Origin of the sequence: Aeromonas dhakensis, from assembly GCF_002285935.1 — a bacterium.
Lineage (GTDB): Bacteria > Pseudomonadota > Gammaproteobacteria > Enterobacterales > Aeromonadaceae > Aeromonas > Aeromonas dhakensis.
The window spans coordinates 233,985-253,712 of record NZ_CP023141.1; the positions used below are offsets into that span (position 1 = coordinate 233,985).

Annotated in this window: 19 protein-coding genes and 1 riboswitch; of the genes, 7 read left to right on the forward strand and 12 right to left on the reverse strand. The window is 63.3% G+C overall.

Going from position 1 to position 19,728, the window contains the following annotated elements:
* The first annotated feature begins 49 nt into the window (after positions 1 to 49).
* Positions 50 to 814: a hypothetical protein gene (locus tag CK627_RS01335; protein WP_095591528.1), complete on the forward strand. Its 765-nt coding sequence runs from the start codon at positions 50 to 52 to the stop codon at positions 812 to 814.
* Positions 815 to 822: 8 nt separating this feature from the next.
* Here CK627_RS01335 and CK627_RS01340 read toward each other — a convergent pair whose 3' ends face one another.
* The 6 genes from CK627_RS01340 to treR form a co-directional block, all read right to left on the reverse strand.
* A complete protein-coding gene (locus CK627_RS01340; protein ID WP_025201092.1) occupies positions 823 to 1,920 on the reverse strand; it encodes an ABC transporter substrate-binding protein in 1,098 nt (365 codons plus the stop codon).
* 427 nt (positions 1,921 to 2,347) lie between these two features.
* Positions 2,348 to 2,680, reverse strand: coding sequence for a hypothetical protein (locus tag CK627_RS01345; protein ID WP_095591529.1), 333 nt, complete (start codon positions 2,678 to 2,680; stop codon positions 2,348 to 2,350).
* 342 nt (positions 2,681 to 3,022) lie between these two features.
* Entirely contained in the window at positions 3,023 to 3,652 is a 630-nt protein-coding gene (locus CK627_RS01350; protein WP_017788206.1) for a sugar O-acetyltransferase, read from the reverse strand.
* Positions 3,653 to 5,314 carry an alpha,alpha-phosphotrehalase gene (gene treC, locus CK627_RS01355; RefSeq protein ID WP_095591530.1) on the reverse strand — a complete coding sequence of 554 codons (1,662 nt, stop codon included), beginning with the start codon at positions 5,312 to 5,314 and terminating at the stop codon, positions 3,653 to 3,655.
* A gap of 68 nt (positions 5,315 to 5,382) precedes the next feature.
* On the reverse strand, positions 5,383 to 6,813 hold the full coding sequence (gene treB, locus CK627_RS01360; protein WP_019840679.1) for a PTS trehalose transporter subunit IIBC: 1,431 nt from the start codon (positions 6,811 to 6,813) through the stop codon (positions 5,383 to 5,385).
* A gap of 191 nt (positions 6,814 to 7,004) precedes the next feature.
* Positions 7,005 to 7,952 carry a trehalose operon repressor TreR gene (gene treR / locus CK627_RS01365; protein ID WP_026142034.1) on the reverse strand — a complete coding sequence of 316 codons (948 nt, stop codon included), beginning with the start codon at positions 7,950 to 7,952 and terminating at the stop codon, positions 7,005 to 7,007.
* 210 nt (positions 7,953 to 8,162) lie between these two features.
* On the opposite strand from treR, the gene CK627_RS01370 reads away from it, so the two are divergent.
* The 3 genes from CK627_RS01370 to ansB all read left to right on the forward strand — a co-directional run bounded on the left by CK627_RS01370 (position 8,163) and on the right by ansB (position 10,598).
* Positions 8,163 to 9,113, forward strand: a complete 951-nt coding sequence (locus CK627_RS01370; RefSeq protein WP_095591531.1) for an AEC family transporter — start codon at positions 8,163 to 8,165, stop codon at positions 9,111 to 9,113.
* 100 nt (positions 9,114 to 9,213) lie between these two features.
* Complete coding sequence (locus CK627_RS01375; protein WP_005305523.1) at positions 9,214 to 9,408, forward strand: heavy-metal-associated domain-containing protein; 195 nt, start codon at positions 9,214 to 9,216, stop codon at positions 9,406 to 9,408.
* A 131-nt stretch (positions 9,409 to 9,539) separates the two neighbouring features.
* Positions 9,540 to 10,598 (forward strand): L-asparaginase 2, encoded by a 1,059-nt coding sequence (gene ansB / locus CK627_RS01380; RefSeq protein ID WP_005305526.1) that lies wholly within the window; start codon positions 9,540 to 9,542, stop codon positions 10,596 to 10,598.
* A 77-nt stretch (positions 10,599 to 10,675) separates the two neighbouring features.
* On the opposite strand, the gene CK627_RS01385 is transcribed toward ansB, so the two are convergent.
* Positions 10,676 to 11,662, reverse strand: a complete 987-nt coding sequence (locus CK627_RS01385) for a sodium:calcium antiporter (protein ID WP_162512974.1) — start codon at positions 11,660 to 11,662, stop codon at positions 10,676 to 10,678.
* Positions 11,663 to 11,750: 88 nt separating this feature from the next.
* A riboswitch (yybP-ykoY riboswitch) is annotated at positions 11,751 to 11,858 on the reverse strand.
* Positions 11,859 to 12,052: 194 nt separating this feature from the next.
* On the opposite strand from CK627_RS01385, the gene CK627_RS01390 reads away from it, so the two are divergent.
* Entirely contained in the window at positions 12,053 to 12,640 is a 588-nt protein-coding gene (locus CK627_RS01390; RefSeq protein WP_005305531.1) for a superinfection exclusion B family protein, read from the forward strand.
* 60 nt (positions 12,641 to 12,700) lie between these two features.
* Here CK627_RS01390 and CK627_RS01395 read toward each other — a convergent pair whose 3' ends face one another.
* The 4 genes from CK627_RS01395 to CK627_RS01410 form a co-directional block, all read right to left on the reverse strand.
* Complete coding sequence (locus tag CK627_RS01395; RefSeq protein WP_005305534.1) at positions 12,701 to 13,159, reverse strand: methylglyoxal synthase; 459 nt, start codon at positions 13,157 to 13,159, stop codon at positions 12,701 to 12,703.
* A gap of 88 nt (positions 13,160 to 13,247) precedes the next feature.
* Positions 13,248 to 15,353, reverse strand: coding sequence for a DUF885 domain-containing protein (locus tag CK627_RS01400; protein ID WP_095591533.1), 2,106 nt, complete (start codon positions 15,351 to 15,353; stop codon positions 13,248 to 13,250).
* Positions 15,354 to 15,555: 202 nt separating this feature from the next.
* Entirely contained in the window at positions 15,556 to 16,035 is a 480-nt protein-coding gene (bfr, locus tag CK627_RS01405; RefSeq protein ID WP_005314068.1) for a bacterioferritin, read from the reverse strand.
* Positions 16,036 to 16,177: 142 nt separating this feature from the next.
* Entirely contained in the window at positions 16,178 to 16,384 is a 207-nt protein-coding gene (locus tag CK627_RS01410) for a bacterioferritin-associated ferredoxin (protein WP_010635984.1), read from the reverse strand.
* A gap of 137 nt (positions 16,385 to 16,521) precedes the next feature.
* On the opposite strand from CK627_RS01410, the gene CK627_RS01415 reads away from it, so the two are divergent.
* Together CK627_RS01415 and CK627_RS01420 are read left to right on the forward strand one after the other, a co-directional pair.
* Positions 16,522 to 16,833 carry an HlyU family transcriptional regulator gene (locus CK627_RS01415; protein WP_017782465.1) on the forward strand — a complete coding sequence of 104 codons (312 nt, stop codon included), beginning with the start codon at positions 16,522 to 16,524 and terminating at the stop codon, positions 16,831 to 16,833.
* On the forward strand, positions 16,830 to 18,896 hold the full coding sequence (locus CK627_RS01420) for a tRNA(Met) cytidine acetyltransferase TmcA (RefSeq protein ID WP_095591534.1): 2,067 nt from the start codon (positions 16,830 to 16,832) through the stop codon (positions 18,894 to 18,896). The genes CK627_RS01415 and CK627_RS01420 overlap by 4 nt, the downstream gene beginning before the upstream one ends.
* On the opposite strand, the gene CK627_RS01425 is transcribed toward CK627_RS01420, so the two are convergent.
* On the reverse strand, positions 18,883 to 19,602 hold the full coding sequence (locus tag CK627_RS01425) for an SDR family NAD(P)-dependent oxidoreductase (RefSeq protein WP_095591535.1): 720 nt from the start codon (positions 19,600 to 19,602) through the stop codon (positions 18,883 to 18,885). The two genes, CK627_RS01420 and CK627_RS01425, sit on opposite strands and share 14 nt — an antisense overlap.
* Between the last annotated feature and the right edge of the window lie 126 nt (positions 19,603 to 19,728).

A 19,728-nucleotide genomic window follows, 5' to 3' on the forward strand; every position in this document is an offset into this window, starting at 1 on the left:
CAACCGACACTTTGACTTTCACGCGTTGAGGTCATCAGCGAGCCGACCAGTGCGCTGGCTGCTGTGGTCCAGCCTTGTGATGCTCTGCTGCCTCGCAGGCGAGGCCCAGAGCCAGCCACAGATAGACACCAATCCGACAGGCTACGCCCTGCTCTATACCGGCCCCATCTCAGACCCGGACAGCAACGAGGCGATCGCCGCCGTGGTCAAACAGGCCGGGCTCCCCGTGGTTTATCTCGACAACCTGAGCGAGCTCCCGGCCAAGCTGGCGGGCGCCCGTCTGTTTATCATCGGCGGCACCGAAGATGACGTAGAGCCCCTGGTTCATCGGTTCACCCCTGCCATCACCGGGTCACTCAAACGCTATCTGAGTCAAGGCGGGCGCTATCTGGGGATCTGCGGCGGTGCCTTTGTCGCTTCTCTGGGTTGGGCCGACGAGGGCAATTATGTGAAGGCGCTCGGTTTGGTGCCGGCAGAGTCTGACGACTACGACGGTGACTTCTCTCCCAAGATCCATGAGATTCGCTGGCTCGGCGAGGTACGCCGCATGTACTACCAGGCCGGCCCTACCTTCGCCCTGCAGCCAGGTACCGAACCGGTGCGTGAGCTTGCCTACTTCGACGATGGCCGGCTCGCCGCCTTAATCGGCGCCTATGGTAAAGGAAAAGTGGCCGTCTCCGGGCCCCATCCGGAAGCCCCCGACAGCTGGAAAGCCGAAGCACAAGATGGCGATACCATGGATACAAACATCCCGCTGGCCGTGCAGCTGGTGCAGGAGCTCCTCTCCGATCGCCCCGTCCTTACACCTCGCTAGCGCCGGCATCAGTTCGCCAGATCCCAGGGACACACCTTGGCCAGCCCCTCCTTGCCACTGCTGGCCAGCGCCTGCTGCACCATCCGCTTGTAGCGATTCTTGATGTGCGCAGGCAGGGCCGGCACCAGCAGGCGTTCGTCAAATTCAGGCAGGGCCTGCGGCGGCAACACGGCCTGCTCCTCCGGGGTCAGCGGGGGGCGGGCCGATCCATTGCTGCCGGAAACCGTCGGTGTGCCCATCAACATGCGGCTCTGCAGGGGTTCGCTCAACAGAAAGTCGATCAGCAGGTAGGCCGCCTTGAGCCTGGCCGGATCATCCCCGACATCCCGCGCAATCGAGAGGGCATCAAGGGCATAGATGGCCCCTTCCCTTACCATGGCGATGCGCCACTGCTGACCGTTTTGCCGATTGCACTCCACCAGCTCCAGCCCCCAGGTGGTGGCCAGGCGCTGATGGCGCAGATCCTCGCACCGATTGGCCTGATTGAACCAGAAGCCCCGGCTCGCCTTTAGCCGCCGGGTCAGTTGCCCTTCAACCTCGTTCTGCAACGGGCTATCGGCCAGCATTTCACCGCTGGCAAAGAGGGCGGGTGACTTGCCAAGGGAGAGCAGCACGGAGAAGAGCAAGGGCTCAAACTGATCGCAGAAAACCGCAAATTGCCCCTGCCGCGTCGGCTCGGCCAACGCCTGCCAGCTGGTGGGCGGGGTGTTCTCCTGCTTGCTGTCGTAAGCCAGACTGAACATGGCATAGGAGAAGGGCACGGAATAGTTGCGCTCCCCCAACTTGTCATACTCGGTATTCTTGAGCGCCGGCCTCACCTCCTGGTAATGGCGCAAACGGCCAAAGTCGATGGGCAGCAGCAGCTTGAAGAGGGGTTGATGATGCGCCTTGTAGAAGTAGCTGGTCGGCATCACCACGTCGGCACTGCGGGTACGCAGAGCACGATAGACGCTGTCAAAGTCGGTGAGCAGCGGCTCGATCCGGGTCACCGTCGCCTCCACTCCCTCGCGCTTGGCGTACTCGGCAAATTGCTGTTCATATCCGGCGGGCAGATACCCCCACTCCAGCAGCCTGAGCTGCACCGGGGCAGCCAGGGCCGACCCCATACAACAGCAGGCCAACAAGACGAGACTACGCATGATCACTACTCCCACAACTGGTTCTTCAGGGAGTATAGGCTTCTGTGGAACGAGAAAACGGCAGGCGGCAGGATGCTGCCAGCGGACGGATGTCGCCAAGCAGACCCGCGCAATGCGTTGAACAGGCAGAATGTGTGCAAGCAGCACGGCACCGACGACATGGTCGGGCAGGGAAATGAAAGGCGGTCTATCGGAAGAGAGGACCTGTCGCGCTTCGCGGCGCGAGAGTGCGGAGCGAGCTGGCCGCGCCGAGGATCTGCCGTATGGCGATCGACGGCTGGCTTGCACCTTTGAGCTCGGTAGCCAGAGCTGGGGCATATTCTTGCCAACGACGACAGGGAGGCCTCGGCCTCCCTGTCTGTCTCGCATGGGTGTCCGGTTGCCCGGGGATCCCTTAGCGCTGACGCCCGCTGCCGATACCGAACGGAATGCGGTAGTCGCTGCTCTGCTCACCCAGGCTCACGGTCAGGTTGCCCTGGGTGCGGCTCGGGATCTGCACCTGCTGGCTGCCCATCAGGTTGGCGTGCACGGAGGCAACCACATCACCAGACTCGTCACGCACTTCCAGCATGGGGTTGGCCTTGCCTTCGACGGCAGCGGTGGCGTGCCAGTTCACAAACAGCACACCCGGGGCGGCGTTGAAGTCAGCCGGAACGGAAGCCTGGGCAAAACCTGCGGTCATAAGGCTTGCAACGGTCAGCATCTTGATTACGTTTTTCATGTTCATTCACTCTCTTGGTTTCTATGTCATTGCCTGGGCCGTCGGCCCCGAATCAATGCATCCATGCAAGAGGTTATTCAAATAGTGTGTAGTTCTTTCACCAACATCAGACCTCCTATTTGAAGGTCTCACAGCCTTGAACGACCAGTTATTTGGCCGCTTGGCGTTCCTGCCTAAGCGTTGAGTGAATATTAAACATCCAGACTTGCCATTGTTAGCGAGATAAACTGGCCTAGATGTTCAAAAAATCTGAAGTGGCTGTACATCCCAGGTTCAGCCAATGACGGGCAAGAAAAAGGGCAGGATAACCTGCCCTTGGTGTTGGAAAGTGCGCGCAGGCCGGTACCACTAGCCACCAGCCAGCTCTGCTGCCGTCATGGGTCGCAGCACCTTGCAGGGATTGCCGGCCGCCACCACGCCCGCCGGCACATCCTTGGTCACCACGGAGCCCGCGCCGATCACGCTGTTGTCCCCTATGGTGACGCCGGGGCAGATGACGACGCTGCCACCGATCCAGACGTTGTGGCCGATCCGCACCGGCTTGCCGAACTCCACCCCCTTGATGCGCGGCGCCACCGCCACCGGGTGAGCGGCCGTGTAGATCTGCACACCGGGCGCCAGCAGCACGTTGTCGCCGATGTGCACCTCGCACACGTCGAGGATGGTGCAGTTAACGTTGGCGTAGAAGTTCTCGCCCACGAAGATGTTGGCCCCGTAGTCGCAAAAGAAGGGCGGGTTGATGGCGCACTCCTTGCCGCGGCTGCCCAGCAGTTCATGGAGCAGGGCATCGCGCGCCGGTTTCTCCTGCCAGCTGGTGTTGAAGGTGTGATAGAGCCTGCGGCAGCGCTCGCGCGCCGCCTTGAGCTCGGGGTCGCCCGCATCATAGGGCTCCCCCGCCACCATCTTCTGCCACTCGGGGCCGCGCACCAGCTGCGGCGCCGGGAAGCCCGGCTGGGTCGTTGTCGTTGCGTCAGTCATCTATTCCACCAACCAGATCAGGGATTCATAAGGGCGCAGCATACAGGATTGCGGCCGGGCCGGGCTATCCGGGTAGTTGCCAAGCAGCAGACGCCCCTTGCCGGTGGCCAGCTCCTCCGGCAGTGCGAAGCTGATCGGCTCGCCGTAGAAGTTGCTCACCACCAGCAGGGTCTGACCGTCGGCGCGGCGGGCATAGGCCCAGATCTGCGGATGCCCCGCCAGCAGCTCCTGATAATCCCCGTGAGTGAAGATAGGATGGGCCTTGCGCAGGCGGATTAGATCCCGGTAGTGCCAGAACACCGAGTCGGTGTCGGCCAGCGCCGCCTCGGCATTGATCTCGGGATAGTTGGCGGCGGGCTTGAGCCAGGGGGTACCACTGGTGAAGCCGGCATTGGCCGCAGCGCTCCACTGCATCGGGGTACGCGAGTTGTCACGGGACTTGGCGCCGAGAATGGCCAGGATCTCGGCCTCACCCATCCCCTCGGCCTGCTTGATGGCGAAGATGTTGCGGCTCTCCACATCCTGATAGTCATCGATGCACTGATAGCCGGGGTTGGTCATGCCGATCTCCTCCCCCTGATAGATGTAGGGGGTACCCTGCAGGCCGTGCAGTGTGCTGGCCAGCATCTTGGCGGCAACCACCCTATGCTCGCCCTCGTCACCGAAGCGGGAGACGATGCGCGGCTGATCGTGGTTGCACCAGAACAGGGCCGACCACCCCTTGCCGTGCATGCCGCTCTGCCAGTGGTTGAAGATGCGCTTGAGTTCGAGGAAATCGAACGGCGCCTTGGTCCACTTGTCGCCATTGGGATAATCCACCTTGAGGTGGTGGAAGTTGAACACCATGGAGAGCTCGGAGCAGTCCAGCGCGCCATAGCGCTGGCAGTGCTCCAGGCTGGTGGAGGACATCTCCCCCACCGTCATGGCGCCCACCGGGGCGAACACGTCACGACTCACGTCCTGCAAAAATTCGTGGATGCGCGGCCCGTCGGTGTAGAAGCGGCGGCCATCGCCACTGTCGTCGCTCGGGAAGCGCTGATCCTTGGAGATGAGGTTGATGACGTCGAGGCGGAAACCGTCCACTCCCTTCTTGGCCCAGAAGTGGATGATCTTCTTCACCTCGGCGCGCACGGCCGGGTTCTCCCAGTTGAGATCCGCCTGCTCGCGGGCAAAGAGATGCAGGTAGTACTGGCCGGTGGCCTTATCCAGCTCCCAGGCGCTGCCGCCAAACTTGGATTGCCAGTTGTTCGGCACACCACCCTCCACCGGGTCTTTCCAGATGTAGTAGTCGCGGTAGGGGCTGTTCTTGTCCCCCAGCGCCGACTTGAACCAGGCGTGCTCGGTGGAGGTGTGGTTGACCACGATGTCCATCACGATCCGAATGTCGCGCGCGTGGGCGGCGGCCAAGAGCGCCTCGAAGTCGGCCATGGTGCCGTAGGCGGGATCAATATTCAGGTAGTCGGCGATGTCGTAGCCGTTGTCCACCTGCGGCGAGACGTACACCGGAGTCAGCCAGAGGGCGTCGACGCCGAGGGTCTTGAGATAGTCGAGGCGGGCCATGATCCCCTTGAGATCGCCAGTGCCGCGCGCGCCACTGTCCTGAAAGCTCTTGGGGTAGATCTGGTAAATCACGGCGCTCTGCCACCAGGGTGTTTGGCTCATGGGTCTTGCTCTTGTCTCGAATGAAAAAGGGAGAGGGCGACCCCTGCGGGTCGCCCTGATGCGTGGGATCAGGCGCTGGCCTGAGCCAGCTTGCCGGCTGCCTGCTGGCGCTGGTAAACCAGCAGAGTCAGCACGATAGGCACAACGATGGCCACCAGCATGGCGATGGCATAGACGGCCCAGTATTGCGGCTGGATGGAGAGGATGCCCGGCAGGCCCCCTACCCCGATGCCGTTGGCCATCACCCCGGCGAAGCCGCAGATGAGGGCCGCAAGGCTCGAGCCCACCATGGCGCACAGCATGGGGAACTTGTACTTGAGGTTGATGCCGTACATGGCCGGCTCGGTCACCCCCAGATAGGCGGAGATGGCGGCAGGCACCGAGATCTCCCGCTCGTTCTCCTTGCGGCTGATCAGAATGATGCCGACCACCGCAGAGGCCTGGGCGATGTTGGAGAGGGCGATCAGCGGCCAGATCGGGGTGCCACCCATGCTCTGCATCAGTTGCAGATCCACCGCGTTGGTGGTGTGGTGGATACCGGTGATGACCAGGGGCGCGTAGAGGAAGCCGAACAGGGCGGCACCAATGGGGGCAAACGAACCTGTCATGGCCGCCTTGGCAGCGAAACCGACGCCGTCACCCAGCCAGCGACCGAACGGGCCGATAAAGGCGTGGGCCACGATCACCGCCAGCAACAGGGAGATGAAGGGAACTATGACCAGGTAGAGGTAGGCCGGGATGATCCGCTTCAGATTGGTCTCCACCCAGGCGAGGAAGACACCAGCCAGCAGGGCCGGGATGACCTGCGCCTGATAACCCACCTTCTGGATCACGAACAGACCGAAGTCCCACACCTCGGGAGTCTGCTGGCCGATGCCGTAGGCGTTCATCAGCTGGGGCGACACCAGGGTGATACCGAGCACGATACCCAGGATCTCGGAGCCGCCCATCTTCTTCACCGCCGACCAGCAGACGCCCACCGGCAAGAAGTGGAAGATCGCCTCGCCCAGCAGCCAGAGGAAGGCGTGCACCTGAGCCCAGAACTGGCTGATCTCGGTGAGGGTGTGGGTGCCATCGTCGAACATCTTGATGTCGCCGATGACGTTGCGAAAGCCCAGGATCAGACCGCCGGTGATGATGGCCGGCAGCAGGGGCACGAAGATCTCCGCCAGGTGGGAGATGCCCCGCTCCAGCGGGTTCATGTTCTGGCGCGCCGCCTGCTTGGCGGCCTCCTTGCTGCCGCCGCTGACGCCGATCTCTTCGGTCAGCGCCTTGTACCACTGCTCCACCTCGTTGCCGATGACCACCTGGAACTGGCCGCCCTGAGTGAAGCTTCCCTTCACCGCCGGTATGGTTTCGATGGCCTTGCTGTCGGCCTTGGCCGGATCGTTGAGGACGAAGCGCAGCCGGGTCAGGCAGTGGCTGACGGTTGCGATGTTCTCCTTGCCACCGATCTTGTCGATGAGCGTGGCCAGATGTTGTGCGTTGATCTTGGACATGAGCCTTCCCTCTGTGACTCCATTGATATTGGTCTGCGTCGCCCTTTTGGGCCAGTCTGTGGGCCCGAGCGTTTTTGGTATCGTTCCCATTTAGCATGCCGCCAATTGGTCCCGATCAAAATGGGAACGTTCCCAATTCGTGGCCGAGGTCACAAAAAGCGCATTTTTTGTGCGGTGCTAGGTGATGGCGTTCACAAAGAGTGGCAGGGAGCTATGGTCGCCAGCGGGCGCTGATCCTGCTCGATCTGGCCGAGCAGCTGGCGCGCGGCCTGCTCCCCCGCCCCCTTGTAGCCGAGATCCAGGCTGAGGGCGTTGGGGAAGAGAAAGGTGAGCATGGGGTTGTTGCCAAGGCCGGTCACCAGCACCTCGCTGCGCCCCTGCTCCTGCAGGTACTTGGCGGCACCTATGGCCAGGGTGTCGCTGGCGCAGACCAGGGCGCCCGTGGTCGGGGTGAGCAGCTCAGCAGCCAGCCGGTAGCCGCTCTGCAGACTGAGATCGCCGAGGGCGCTGCGCGCCGTCAGCCCCTGTTCGGCGCAGTAGCCGAGGTAGGCATCGAGTCGGCGCTGGCCGGTGGTGAGATCGGCGGTGTCCACCCCCAGGTAAGCAATTTCGCGAATGCCGCGGTTAGCGAGCTGGTCCAGCATGGTGCGCACCGCACCGGCATCGTCGAAACAGACCGAGGAGAAGCCGGGATGGTCGCGGGCCACCAGCACCAGCTTCTCCCTGAGCGGCGCCATGGCGGCATAGTCCAGATCGTTGAAGGCGAACAGAATGATGCCATCCACCCCGCGCCGCTCCAGCACCGCCAGATGCTCCTGCACCTTGGCGGGGGAGAACTTGCTCTCCATCAGCACGGCGTCGTAGCCGCGCCGATAGAGGGTCTCCAGCATGCCGCGCACCGCCTGATTTTCCGAGCTGGAGTCGAGCCGCGAGACGATGATCCCCACCACCTGCTGGCTCTGGCTGCGCATGGCCCGCGCCGACTTGCTCGGCACGAAGCCGTGCTCGGCGATGATCTGCTCCACCCGCTCGCGGGTCGCCTGCTTCACCTTGGGATCCTGGTTGAGCACCCGGGAGACGGTCGACTTGCCGACACCACTGAGTCGGGCGATATCGAGGATGGTCAGTTTTTTGTCCATGAAGTGGCTCACAGGGGCTCGGCGGTGGAATTGCCCACATTGTTGTGATTAACCCCTGTGAATACAAGCCCATGGCGTTAGAATGCCCTTTTGGCGCCGGCGCATGCCGTGCCACCCGCCATCGCACAGGACGCGCATCATGGGTCTATTCGCCAGTCTGCTTCAATCTCTCTCCGTCACGGGCCCCGCCTATCGCACAGGAGATCCATCATGACTCTGTTGGCCAGTCTGCACTTCTCCCTCTCCATCACGGGCCCCATCTGCGTGGTGCTGCTGCTCGGCATCTGGCTCAAGCAGCTGGGCCTGCTGCCGGACAGCTTCGTCGAGTCCGCCTCCCGTCTGGTGTTTCAGGTCACCCTGCCGGCACTCCTGTTTCTCAGCATGGTGCGCACCGATTTCTCCACCATGCCGAGCCCCTGGCTCATCGTCTACGGCCTGCTCGGCACCCTCACCGGTTTTCTGGTGCTGGAGCTGCTGGCGGCCCGCTTCATCCCCGAGCGGCGCCAGCGCGGCATCTTCGTGCAAGGGAGCTTTCGCGGCAACATGGGGATCATGGGACTGGCCTATGTGCAGAATGCCTACGGCGCCGAGGGGATCGGCGCCGCCGCCCTGCTGGTGGGCTCGGTCACCGTGCTCTACAACGTGCTTGCGGTGATCACCCTGACCCGCAGCCTGGGGGGCAGCAAGGGGATCAAGCCGATCCTCAGGGGGATCGCCAAAAACCCGTTGATCATCGCCATCCTGGCGGCCCTGCCGTTCGGCCTGCTCGGCATCGAGCTGCCCCAGCTGGTGATCACCACGGGCAACTACTTCGCCAACATGACCCTGCCGCTGGCGCTGCTCTGCACCGGCGCCAGCCTCAACCTCAAGGCCCTGCGCGGCGGCGCCCTGCTGACCGGCTGGGCCACCGCCAACCGGCTGCTGTGCATCCCGCTGCTGCTGGTGATGGGCGCCTGGGCGCTGGGTTTCAGCCCGCAGGCCCTCGGCATCCTGTTTCTCATCAGCTCCACCCCCACCGCCGCCGCCAGCTATGTGATGACCCGCGCCATGGGGGGCGACAGCGCCCTGGCGGCCAACATCATCGCCACCACCACCCTTGGCTCGCTCGTCACCACCAGTCTGGGCGCCACCTTGATGAACTACCTGGGGCTGATGGGCTAGCCAGCAGCAAACCTGCAGGCCCTCACCCCTTCATCACCCCCTTGACCTTGCCGCGGGCGGCAGCTTTACGCTGACTCTCAATCAACAGAGGAGATATCCCATGACCATCGAACTCACCGTCTCCGGCATGTCCTGCGGTGGCTGCGCCGCCAGCCTGCAAAAAGCCCTGCTGGCCCAGCCTGCCGTCAGCAGCGCCAGTGTCGACTTTGCCAGCAGCAAGGCCATCATCGAGAGCGAACTGAGCAAAGCCGAGCTGATCGCCCTGATCGAAACCAAAGGCTTCTCGGCGAGTTAAATTATCTCCATATAGGTATAAAACAGGTTAAAATTCTGTACCCAGCTGTTTTTTGGTGAGAGTCATCACAAACCCCTGCAACAGAAAGCGCAAACTTGCTGCAATTTTTATCACCCAGAAGGAATTGCAGCATGACTCTCCCGATCCGCAAGACCCTGCTCGCAGCCGTCCTCGGCCTGACCCTCTCCCCGATGGCCATGGCCCTGCCCAACGTCCATATCCTGGCCACCGGCGGCACCATTGCCGGGGCGGGGCAGTCCGCTACCCAGTCCAACTATGAGGCCGGCAAGGTGGCCATCGAGACGCTGATCGCCGCCGTGCCCGAGATGAAGAACGTGGCCGACGTGCAGGGTGAGCAGGTGGTGAAGATCGGCTCCCAGGACATGAACGACGAGGTGTGGCTCAAGCTTGCCAAGCGGGTCAACGAGCTGCTGGCCAGGGATGACGTGGATGGCATCGTCATCACCCACGGCACCGACACCATGGAAGAGACCGCCTATTTCCTCAATCTGACCGTCAAGAGCGACAAGCCGGTGGTGCTGGTCGGTGCCATGCGCCCCTCCACCGCCATGAGCGCCGATGGCCCGATGAACCTCTACAACGCCGTGGTGACCGCCTCCGACCCCGCCTCCAAGGGGCGTGGCGTCATGGTGGCGATGAACGATACCGTGCTCGATGCCCGCGACGTCACCAAGACCAACACCACAGGGGTACAGACCTTCGCCTCCCCCAACTTCGGCCCGCTCGGCTACATCCACAACGGCAAGATCGACTATCAACGCAGCCCGGCCCGCCAGCACACCAGCAAGACCCCGTTTGACGTGAGCAAGCTCGACAAGCTGCCCCAGGTCGGCATCGTCTACAGCTACGCCAACGCCTCGGATCTGCCGGCCAAGGCCCTGGTGGATGCCAAGTTCGACGGCATCGTCAGCGCCGGGGTGGGCAACGGCAACCTCTACCACACCCTGTTCGACACCCTGGCCAAGGCGAGCAAGGACGGCATCCGCGTAGTGCGCTCCGCCCGCGTGCCGACCGGCTCCACCACTCTGGATGCCGAGATCGATGACGCCAAGTACGGCTTCGTCGCCGCCGAGACCCTCAACCCGCAGAAGGCGCGGGTGCTGCTGATGCTTGCCCTGACCCAGAGCAAGGATCCGGCCCAGATCCAGCGCTGGTTCCAGCAGTTCTGATCTCCCTGCCGGCCTCCGCCGGCAGAGGGAATGAATAAAAAAGGGCGGGATACTATCCCGCCCTTGTTCGTGGCACATCAGCCCATGACCAGCCAGCCGCAGAAGCCAAGATAGATCAACCCCACCCAGGCGAGCCTGCCCGCCGTCATCCGCTCCCGACTGAACCCCCACCACAGCAGCGCCACCGCCAGCAGGGTCACCAGCGAGGAAACCATCATGGTGCTGTCCAGCAGCCAGGGGGTGAACAACAGGCAGAACGCCTTGGGAATGGTGCCCTGGATCATCATGGCCCCTGAGATATTGGCCAGCGCCAGCCGGTGCTTGCCCTGTCGCACCCAGATCAGCACGTTCATCAGCTCGGGCATCTCGGTCGCCACCGGGCTCAGCAACAGGGCTGCCAGCACCGGCGAGAGACCGAACAGCTCGCCCATGCTCTCCAGCTGGTGAACGAACAACTGGGCCGCCAGCGCCACCACCACCAGCGCCACCAGGGTTTGCAGCAACACCTTGCCGAGCGCCGGGATCTCGGCGCCCGGATCCAGCTTGAGGGGCTCTGGCAGCTCGACCTCGTGGCTGTCGGTCTGTTTCAGCTCGCGCCGCACATAGACCAGATAAACCAGTACGAACAACGGGGCCAGCCAGGCCTTGCCGGTAAAGGCCACCATCCCGAGGGCCACCGCCACCAGGAAGATGCCGACGAACCAGGCCTGATCACGGCCTATCTCGCGCTGCACCTCGCCATCGATGGCCCTGTGCTCCCGGCTCATGCACAACAGCAGGGTCACGCCGACGGCGGCATAACCTATGGTGGCCAACACCAGCGGGCCGCCGAGGGCGGCACCTATGCCTATCTGCTGCTGAGCGGGGGCATCCCCCATCAGCAAGGCGGTCAGGGTGACGATGCATTCGGGCAGGGCCGTGCCGAGGGCCGCCAGCAGGGAGCCGGTGGCACTCTGGGATAACTTGAAGTGGTGGCCGGTCCATTCGATGCCATTGACGAAATATTCGCAGGCCAGATAGATGGTGACGGCAGAGAGCAGAAATAACAGCAGGGTGATCAGCATGATGAGTAACCGCCAGGCGAGCAGAACAACCAATGGACCCGATATGGCTCGCCCGGCTGGCTTGCATATCGAGGCCAAAGGTCTTGCAGAGCGATGGATGCCATCGCCGCCCATGCCATGGATCTGAGGATCCAAGAATGTTGACATGAGCCCTGCCCGGATCACGGGCGGGTTGCTACTCCCCTATGACAGTGCGGGCTTTTTACCAAGTTGACCGCCACCCCACAAGGCAAACTAATGATCATTGACTCAACAAGTTGTAAGGGAATGTAACCGTCCACCCATCGGCTTTGCCATCCGGATCCACTCCAATGCCGGTGAGTTCCTCGCCTTGGCACACCGTTTGCTATGAGATGACTACTGTCCACACTGATTTGGGAAGGGTGAACGATGAAACGGTGGATCCAACATTTCTATCAACTGAACCGCCTCAACTGGCTGATGGTCTGGCTGCTGCTCTGCTGCAGCATCATTCTGCTGTTTCCGGCCGGTTTGATGCAGGGGGCCGTCAGCCAGTGGGCCGCCACACACGCCGCCTGGCTCGGGGTCGGCATGCTGATCGCCATCTCCTACTTCTGCAGTCAGGGCTTCCTGATCGCCTGGGAGTGGGCCTGTGACGAGTGGCAGTCGCGCCGTCAGCAGGATCAGCTGGCCCAGATGATCTCCTTTCTCGACTTCAACGAGAAGGCGGTGCTGCGGGAGTTCGTGCTGCAACGTAAAAGCGTCATAAACTTGCCGATCACCGAGCCCGCCGTCAAAAACCTGATGGATGCCGGCGTGCTCACCTACGCCTACGGCAAGCCGGCCCGGGAGAAAGAGGACGAGAACCAGATCCGCGCCCTGATGATCGCCCTGCCCGCCCGACCGCTGCTCACCTACAAGGTGCTGGGGCTGTCGCGCGGCAAGATGAGTGACGAACAGGTGGAGCAGATCATGAACGCCAGACCCAAGTTCGCGCAGAAAAGCTTCCAGCGCTGATCGTCGTTCCCGCCAATAAAAAGAGCCGGCCCTGTGGCCGGCTCTGTCGTTTCTGCCCCGTTACTGGGTTCTGGCCTTGAGATACCCGGCGTAGTCGGGGATCTGCACGCTGAACGCCTGGCGCATGTGGGGGCTGTCCATGATGAAATCGGCAGTCGCCTCGTTGGTGGCGACCGGGATGTTCCAGACTGCCGCGAGGCGCAGCAAGGCCTTCACGTCCGGATCGTGGGGCACCGCATTGAGGGGATCCCAGAAGAAGATCAGCACGTCGATCTTGCCCTCGGCGATCAGGGCGCCAAGCTGCTGGTCGCCCCCCATGGGGCCGGAGAAGAGACAGGTGATGGGCAGCTGTGCCTGCTTGCCGAGCATGGTGCCTGTGGTGCCGGTGGCGTAGAGGTGGTGGAGCTTGAGCTCCTCCTTGCGCCGCATCACCCAGTTCAGCAGAGGGGTCTTCATGTTGTCGTGAGCCACCAGCGCCACTCGCTTGTGGGGCGCCATCTCACGGGCGATCTGTTCCATGGACATCATCCGTAGCAGTGTTGTTTGAATAGAGCCGTATCCTAATCGAAAGCGGCGCCCGTTGCCTTGCCGGGCGCCGTAACTGTGATCACTTCGACTGTTCAATCCACTGCCTGTTCTTCTGCTCCAGCACCGAGATGGGCAGCATGCCGTATTCCAGTACATGGTGGTGGAACGCCTTGAGGTCAAAACCTCCGCCCAGCGCCTGCTCGGCCGACTCCCGCATCCGGATCAGCGCCAGCTGGCCCGCCTTGTAGGAGGTCGCCTGGCCGGTGTAGGCCATGTAGCGGGGCACCTCGGAGCTGATGTCCCCGTCCCCCAGCGCCGAGTTCTCCTTCATGTAGTTGGCGGCCTGGTCGTGGTTCCAGCCATACCAGTGGATGCCGGTATCCACCACCAGCCGCATCGCCCTCAGCATCTCCTCGTTGAGGCGACCGAAGTACTGTAGCTGGTTGTTGAAGGCAGACGATCCCTCGACCTTCACGTCCCCCACCGCCGGATCGTAGAGACCGCGCCCCTGATAGAGCCCCATGTCGTGATCCGCCAGGTATTCGGTGTAGAGCGCCCAGCCCTCCGCATAGGCGGTGTAGGAGGCGTTCGCCACGTACTGCGGGAAGTCGGGATCCTTGGCGGCCAGCTCCTGGGCGATGGTGATCTGGAAGTGGTGGCCCGGCGCTGCCTCGTGGGCCAGCAGGGTGCTGATGTTCCAGCTCTGCAGGCCATAGGGGTAGTAGGTGTTGAGGAAGAAGCGCCCCTTGCGGCCGGTCTGCGGGTTGCCGTCCTGATACCAGGCCACCCCGCCGTATGGCGCGTCCTTGTAGGAGACGGGCACCACCTCGTAATCCAGCTTGGGAATGGTGCGCTCGGCATCGAAGAAGTCCGGCAGCACCAGCGCGGCCTTGCTCTTGAAGGCGTTGTACTCCTGCAGCGCCCGCTCGTGCTCGGCCAGCGCCTGCTGCTGCGGCCCGCTCAGGGTCGCACCGGCGGCGTTGCCGGGGTTGAGGCCGGCCGACCAGACCGCCAGCGGGTTCTGATAGAAGAAGGCCGGTTCGTTCAGGTAGCGGAAGAAGGCGTAGATCTGACCGCTCTGCTTGCTCTGGGCCACGTCGTCGCTGTCGCACTTGCCGACGGTATGGCACACCTTGACCATGGCGCCGAAGATCCGCGCCACCTCGCTCAGCCCCAGCTCATGCACCTGCTCCGGCGTCATGTCGGTGGTGGTGTGCTTCTTCAGCAGCCAGCGATACCAGTCACGTCCGTTGGTCATGCCGCAGAAGCCGTCGTCACACTCGCCGCTGCCAAGGCGCACCGCATAGGCACCGCCGTGCTGGTAATCCAGGTAGTCGCGCAGCGCCAGATAGCGGCCGTTGATGCTGTCCAGCACCCCCTTGTACTCGCTGCGCAGCGCCTCGTCCGCCTCTCCCGGCAGCTGCTGCCAGCCGAGGTAAGAACCGGCGATCGCCTCGCCCTCCAGCTTGCTGTCGAGCTGGGCCAGCAGCCGGTCCACCAGCTCGTCTGGCAGGGTATTGCCCTGGGCGCTGCCCAGTTCGAACTGGTGCTTCACCTCGGCAAGGTAGCCGCCATAGGCCTTGAGCCAGCTGAGGTGCTCCTGATACCAGGCCAGTGGTGCGGTGGCGACCCTCGCCTTGCTGGCCACAACCGGTGCCGCTGCCGGGCGATCGATGTCGCGCCGCCAGGTGGCATCCCCCGGCGCGACCCGATCGGCCGAGCTCTGCTCGAAGTAGTCGAAGCCGGGCTCGACGGTGCGGGCAGCTTTGCCGCTGGCCGGGGAGGCCCCCACCTCATCAGCCAGATCCACCACCCGGTTGCTGAAGTGGTGGATCGGGATCTGGGACTGGGGCAGATCGTAACCGGTCAGGTTGATCTGCAGATCCCAGCGGATCATGTCGTAGAACAACCGGTCCCGTTCGCTCAGCACGCTCGCGTCCAGGGCATCCAGCCGCTTGAGCAGGGCGCTGTCGAGGGCCTTGAGCTTGGCGATGCTGGCGGCATCGATGGCAAAACCGTAGGGGTCGAGCGCCTGGCTCTCGCGCAGGGCCTCGTCCATGGTCTGCATCAGGGAGGTCTTGGTGGCGGCGGGATCCGCCGGCGCGTTGGAGCTGTTGTCATTGCAGGCAGTAAGCGAGAGTGCGATGGCACAAGCCAGCGCCAGTTTGTTGGGCAAGAAGTGCATGGTGTAGTCCTTTAACCGTTGTTATTGTTTGCCCCCGAAAAGGGGTTCCAATAGTGCACCTCCCTTGCTCGCTTTTTTGCGACATGATTAACAAAAATAAGCTTACTTTTCATGATGATAAGACCCGTGAAAAGCTATGCAGACGGACATTAAAAAACCCGCCTTAGCGGGTTTTTTAATCGTTTTTTCATGCCATAACTATTCAGGACGAGCCGTGATGCAGCTGGGACTGCTGATAGTTCTCCAGCCCGATGCGATCGATGAGATCGAGCTGGGTCTCCAGCCAGTCCACGTGCTCCTCCTCGTCTTCCAGGATATCCTGGAACAGGTCGCGGCTGATGTAGTCCTGCACCGACTCGGCATAGGCGATGGCCACCTTCAGATCCGGGATGGCATCCATCTCCAGCGACAAGTCGCAGCGCAGCATCTCCTCCACCGTCTCACCGATGCGCAGCTTGCCCAGATCCTGCAAGTTGGGCAGCCCTTCCAGAAACAGCACCCGCTTGACCAGCTCGTCGGCGTGTTTCATCTCATCGATGGACTCGTGATACTCCTTGTGACCGAGCGCCTTGAGACCCCAGTCATCATAGATGCGGGCATGCAGAAAATATTGGTTGATGGCTATCAGCTCATTGGCCAGCACCTTGTTGAGGTGGGCAATGATCTTGGGATCTCCTTTCATCGACAGTGCTCCTTGGTTCGTGCCTGAGGCTTAGATCCTTAGAGCTTAGTCCAGAAAGATTACAACAAGAGGTCCGGCGAGCTTGCTCGCCAGCGGGAAGGGATTGAAAAGACGGGTCGGTTTTGCCGGCGACGGGCTCTGCTCAGGCCACCTCGTAGTAGAGCGGCGCCTGCTCCAGCTCGGCCTTGTCGAGTTCGGCGGCGATGATCTCCATGGTCATGCGCACGCATTTGCCACACTGGGCGCCGACGTCGAGCGACTGCTTGAGCTGGCGAAACTCGGTCTTGCCTGCCTGTACCGCCTTGCGGATCTGGGAATCTGTGATGCCGCGGCACAAACAGACGTACATAGTGTTTACCTCATGCTGGATTGCCATGAAATCTAAATGAGAATGGTTCGTAGTGCAAATAACGATTGGTAATAAGATCCCCCGCTTGCCAGCCATCAACCCCTTGGTGACAATGCCCTGTCACTGAGGGAAACATCATGCTCAAGAAACTGTTCACTGCCCTGTTTGGCGGCCAGCCCGCTCCGATCGCCGAAGTCACCCCCACCGAATATGCCGGCTACCTCATCTATCCCGAGCCCATGGCCGAAGGGGGTCAGTATCGGCTGGCGGGCCGCATCACCAAGGAGCTGGACGGCGTGCTGCAGACCCACCGCTTCATCCGCTCCGATCTGTTTGCCAACCCCGCCGATGCGGAGCGCTTCATGGTGCAGAAGGCACACACCTTCATCGACCAGATGGGGGATCGCATGTTCGAGCCCCGCAAACCGGCCGACAACGCAGCCTCATGATGCCGGCTCCACTCGACGAGCTGCGCCAGGCACTGGCCCGCGCCGGCGAACGGCGGCTGATCTGGCTGGAAGGTGATGAAGCCGATTGCATCGCCCGGGCCGAGGCGCTGCTAAGCGGCGTCAGCTACTGGCTGGGAGATGGCCCGAGCGAGCACCACCCGCAGCCGGCGGCCAAGGCGCTGCAGCGACTCGGTCAGGAGTGCGACACGCTTGTATTCAATGCGTTCAGCGGTTTTCACCCCGATGCGTTCGGGGCGCTGGCGGGCACCTTGCGGGCGGGCGGCCTGCTGTTGCTGCTGACCCCGCCGCGAGCCCAATGGCCTGCCTGGCCGGATCCGGACCGGGTGCGGCTGGTGGCACAACCGGAAGATATGGCGCTGGCGGGCCACGGCTTTCTCGCCCGGCTGGTGCGGCAGCTTGCGGGCGACCCTGCCCTCGAACTAGCCCCTCCTGCAACGGCAACCCAGTGGCAGCCGGTTGGGCCGGCGCGGCCATTGAGCTGCGATCAGGCGCGCGCCCTGCCCGCCATCCACAAGGTGTTGCACGGTCACCGCCGCCGCCCGCTGGTGTTGAGTGCGGATCGGGGCCGCGGCAAGAGCAGCCTGCTGGGGCTGGCCGCCGCCGAGCTGCTGCGCCAACAACCCGATCTTCAGATCGTGGTGACGGCGCCCTCCCAAGCCACGGTCGCCACCCTGTTTGCCCACGCAGCCCTTGCCCTTGAAGACGCGCCGCAACTGCTGACAGGGCTCAGCTACTGCTCGCCGGATCGGCTGGTGCACGAACCGCTGCAGCCCGACTTGTTGCTGGTGGACGAAGCGGCCGCCATTCCGACCCCACTGCTGGAGGCCATGCTGGCCCGGCACGGCCGCATCGTCTTCGCCACCACAGAACATGGCTACGAGGGCACGGGTCGCGGTTTTCACCTGCGCTTCAAGCGGGTGCTCGATCGCGAGACGCCCGGCTGGCAGGAGATCCACCTGGCCGAGCCGATCCGCTGGAGCAGCCGGGATCCGCTGGAGCCGCTGGTGTTCCGGCTGCTCGGCCTCAACGCCGAGGTCGAGACGCCGCCAGCGCCCACCCAGCCTGGCTGGCGCCGGCTCGAGCAGGATGCATTGGCTGCCAATGAAGGGCTGCTCCATCGGGTGTTCGGCCTGCTGGTGCTGGCCCACTACCAGACCACGCCGAGCGATCTGCGCTACCTGCTGGAGAGTCCCGCCCTCGACATCCACCTGCTGGAACAGGGCTCGCATCTGCTCGGGGTGGCGCTGGTCGCCCGGGAAGGAGAGATAGATCCTGAGCTGGCCGAGGCGATCTGGGCCGGGCGCCGGCGTCCGCGCGGTCATCTGCTGCCCCAGTCGCTGCTGGCGCACGCCGGCTTCAAGACCGCAGGTGCGCGCAGCTACGCCAGGGTGATGCGCATCGCCATCCATCCGGCGCTGCATCGCAGCGGGCTGGGGTCGCTCCTGCTGGTCCACCTCGAACAGCATTATCAGGCGGCAGGGTTCGACTATCTGGGCTCGGCCTTCTCGGCCAGCGCCGAGCTGCTGCCTTTCTGGCGCAAGGCCGGGCTCAGGGTGCTGCGCATCGGCCTGCAGCGGGATGCCGCCAGCGGCAGCCACGCCGCCCTGCTGCTCAAGGCGCTGCAACCGGCCCGCGCCGCCGAGCTGGCCGAGTGGCACCAACGCTTCGTGCGCCAGCTGCCCACCCTGCTGGCAGGCGAGCTGAAAACCCTTGAATCCGAACTGGTGTGGCAGTGCCTGCAGGATGCGGAGGCCAGCTCGAGCACGCTCGATGGCTTTGATCAGGATGAGCTGGCCTGCTTTGCCCACCACCACAAGCCGTTCGAGCTGTGCCAGCCCAGCCTGCAGCGCTGGCTGGCGGGCAACCTGACGAAACTGGCAAAGCTTGACCCCGCCGAGCGGCAACTGCTGATCACCACCATCTGGCAATATGCCGACTGGGGAGCGCTGGCGGCCAGGCTGCAACTGGCAGGCAAGCCGGCGGTCATCAAGGCGCTGCGCAGCTTGCTGGCCCGGCTGCTGCCGCCCGCTACCACTCGATAGGCTCGCCTCGCCAGTCGAGGTAGCTCAGCTCGCCATCCGGCGTCAGCCGCGCCATCAGCGTCACCAGATCCGCGGCAGCCTGCTGCGGGCTGTGCAGGCTGCCGGCGGCCAGGTTGCCGTGAAACGGCCGCGAGAGCGGGGTGTCCACCGTGCCCGGATGAAACGCCAGCAGCTTGACGCCGGGCGCCCGTCTGGCGAGCTCGATGGCGGCGCACTTGAGCAGCATGTTGAGGGCTGCCTTGGCGGCGCGATAGCCATACCAGCCCCCGGTGCGGTTGTCGCCAATGCTGCCGACCCGGGCACTGAGCACCGCCAGGGTACAGGGGCTCGACCCCAGCAGGGGCAGCAGCTGGCTGATCCAACGCAGCGGCAGCAGGGCGTTGGTCTGATAGAGCTGGGTCATGGCCTCGAGGTTGAGCGCCTCGAGCCGTTTCTCCGGCCGGATGCTTCCCTGCTGCAGCAAGCCGTTGCAGATCACCAGCCAGCGCGGCCTCGGCGCCAGCTCACCGATGCGGGCCACCGCCTCTGCCAGCTGTTCATCACTGTAATCGCAGCGCAGCCAGTGCAGCTTGCTGCTGTCGAGCCCCGCCGGTTGCGGCTGGCGACTGACGGCGATGACAGGCGCAGTGTCCACCGCCAGCCAGTGCGCCACCAGGGCGCTTCCCAGCCCACCGCCGGCGCCGATCACCACGACGCTCTCTTCCATGACTCCCCCCTTGCGGCGAGTGTGATGGCCTTCTCCATCGCCCCGCGCTTTTCCTGATAGGCTGATACGCGCCTTCCAGCCTGCGGGATCAAGCGGTTATGGAGGCGATCTTGTGTGGATCCCGCC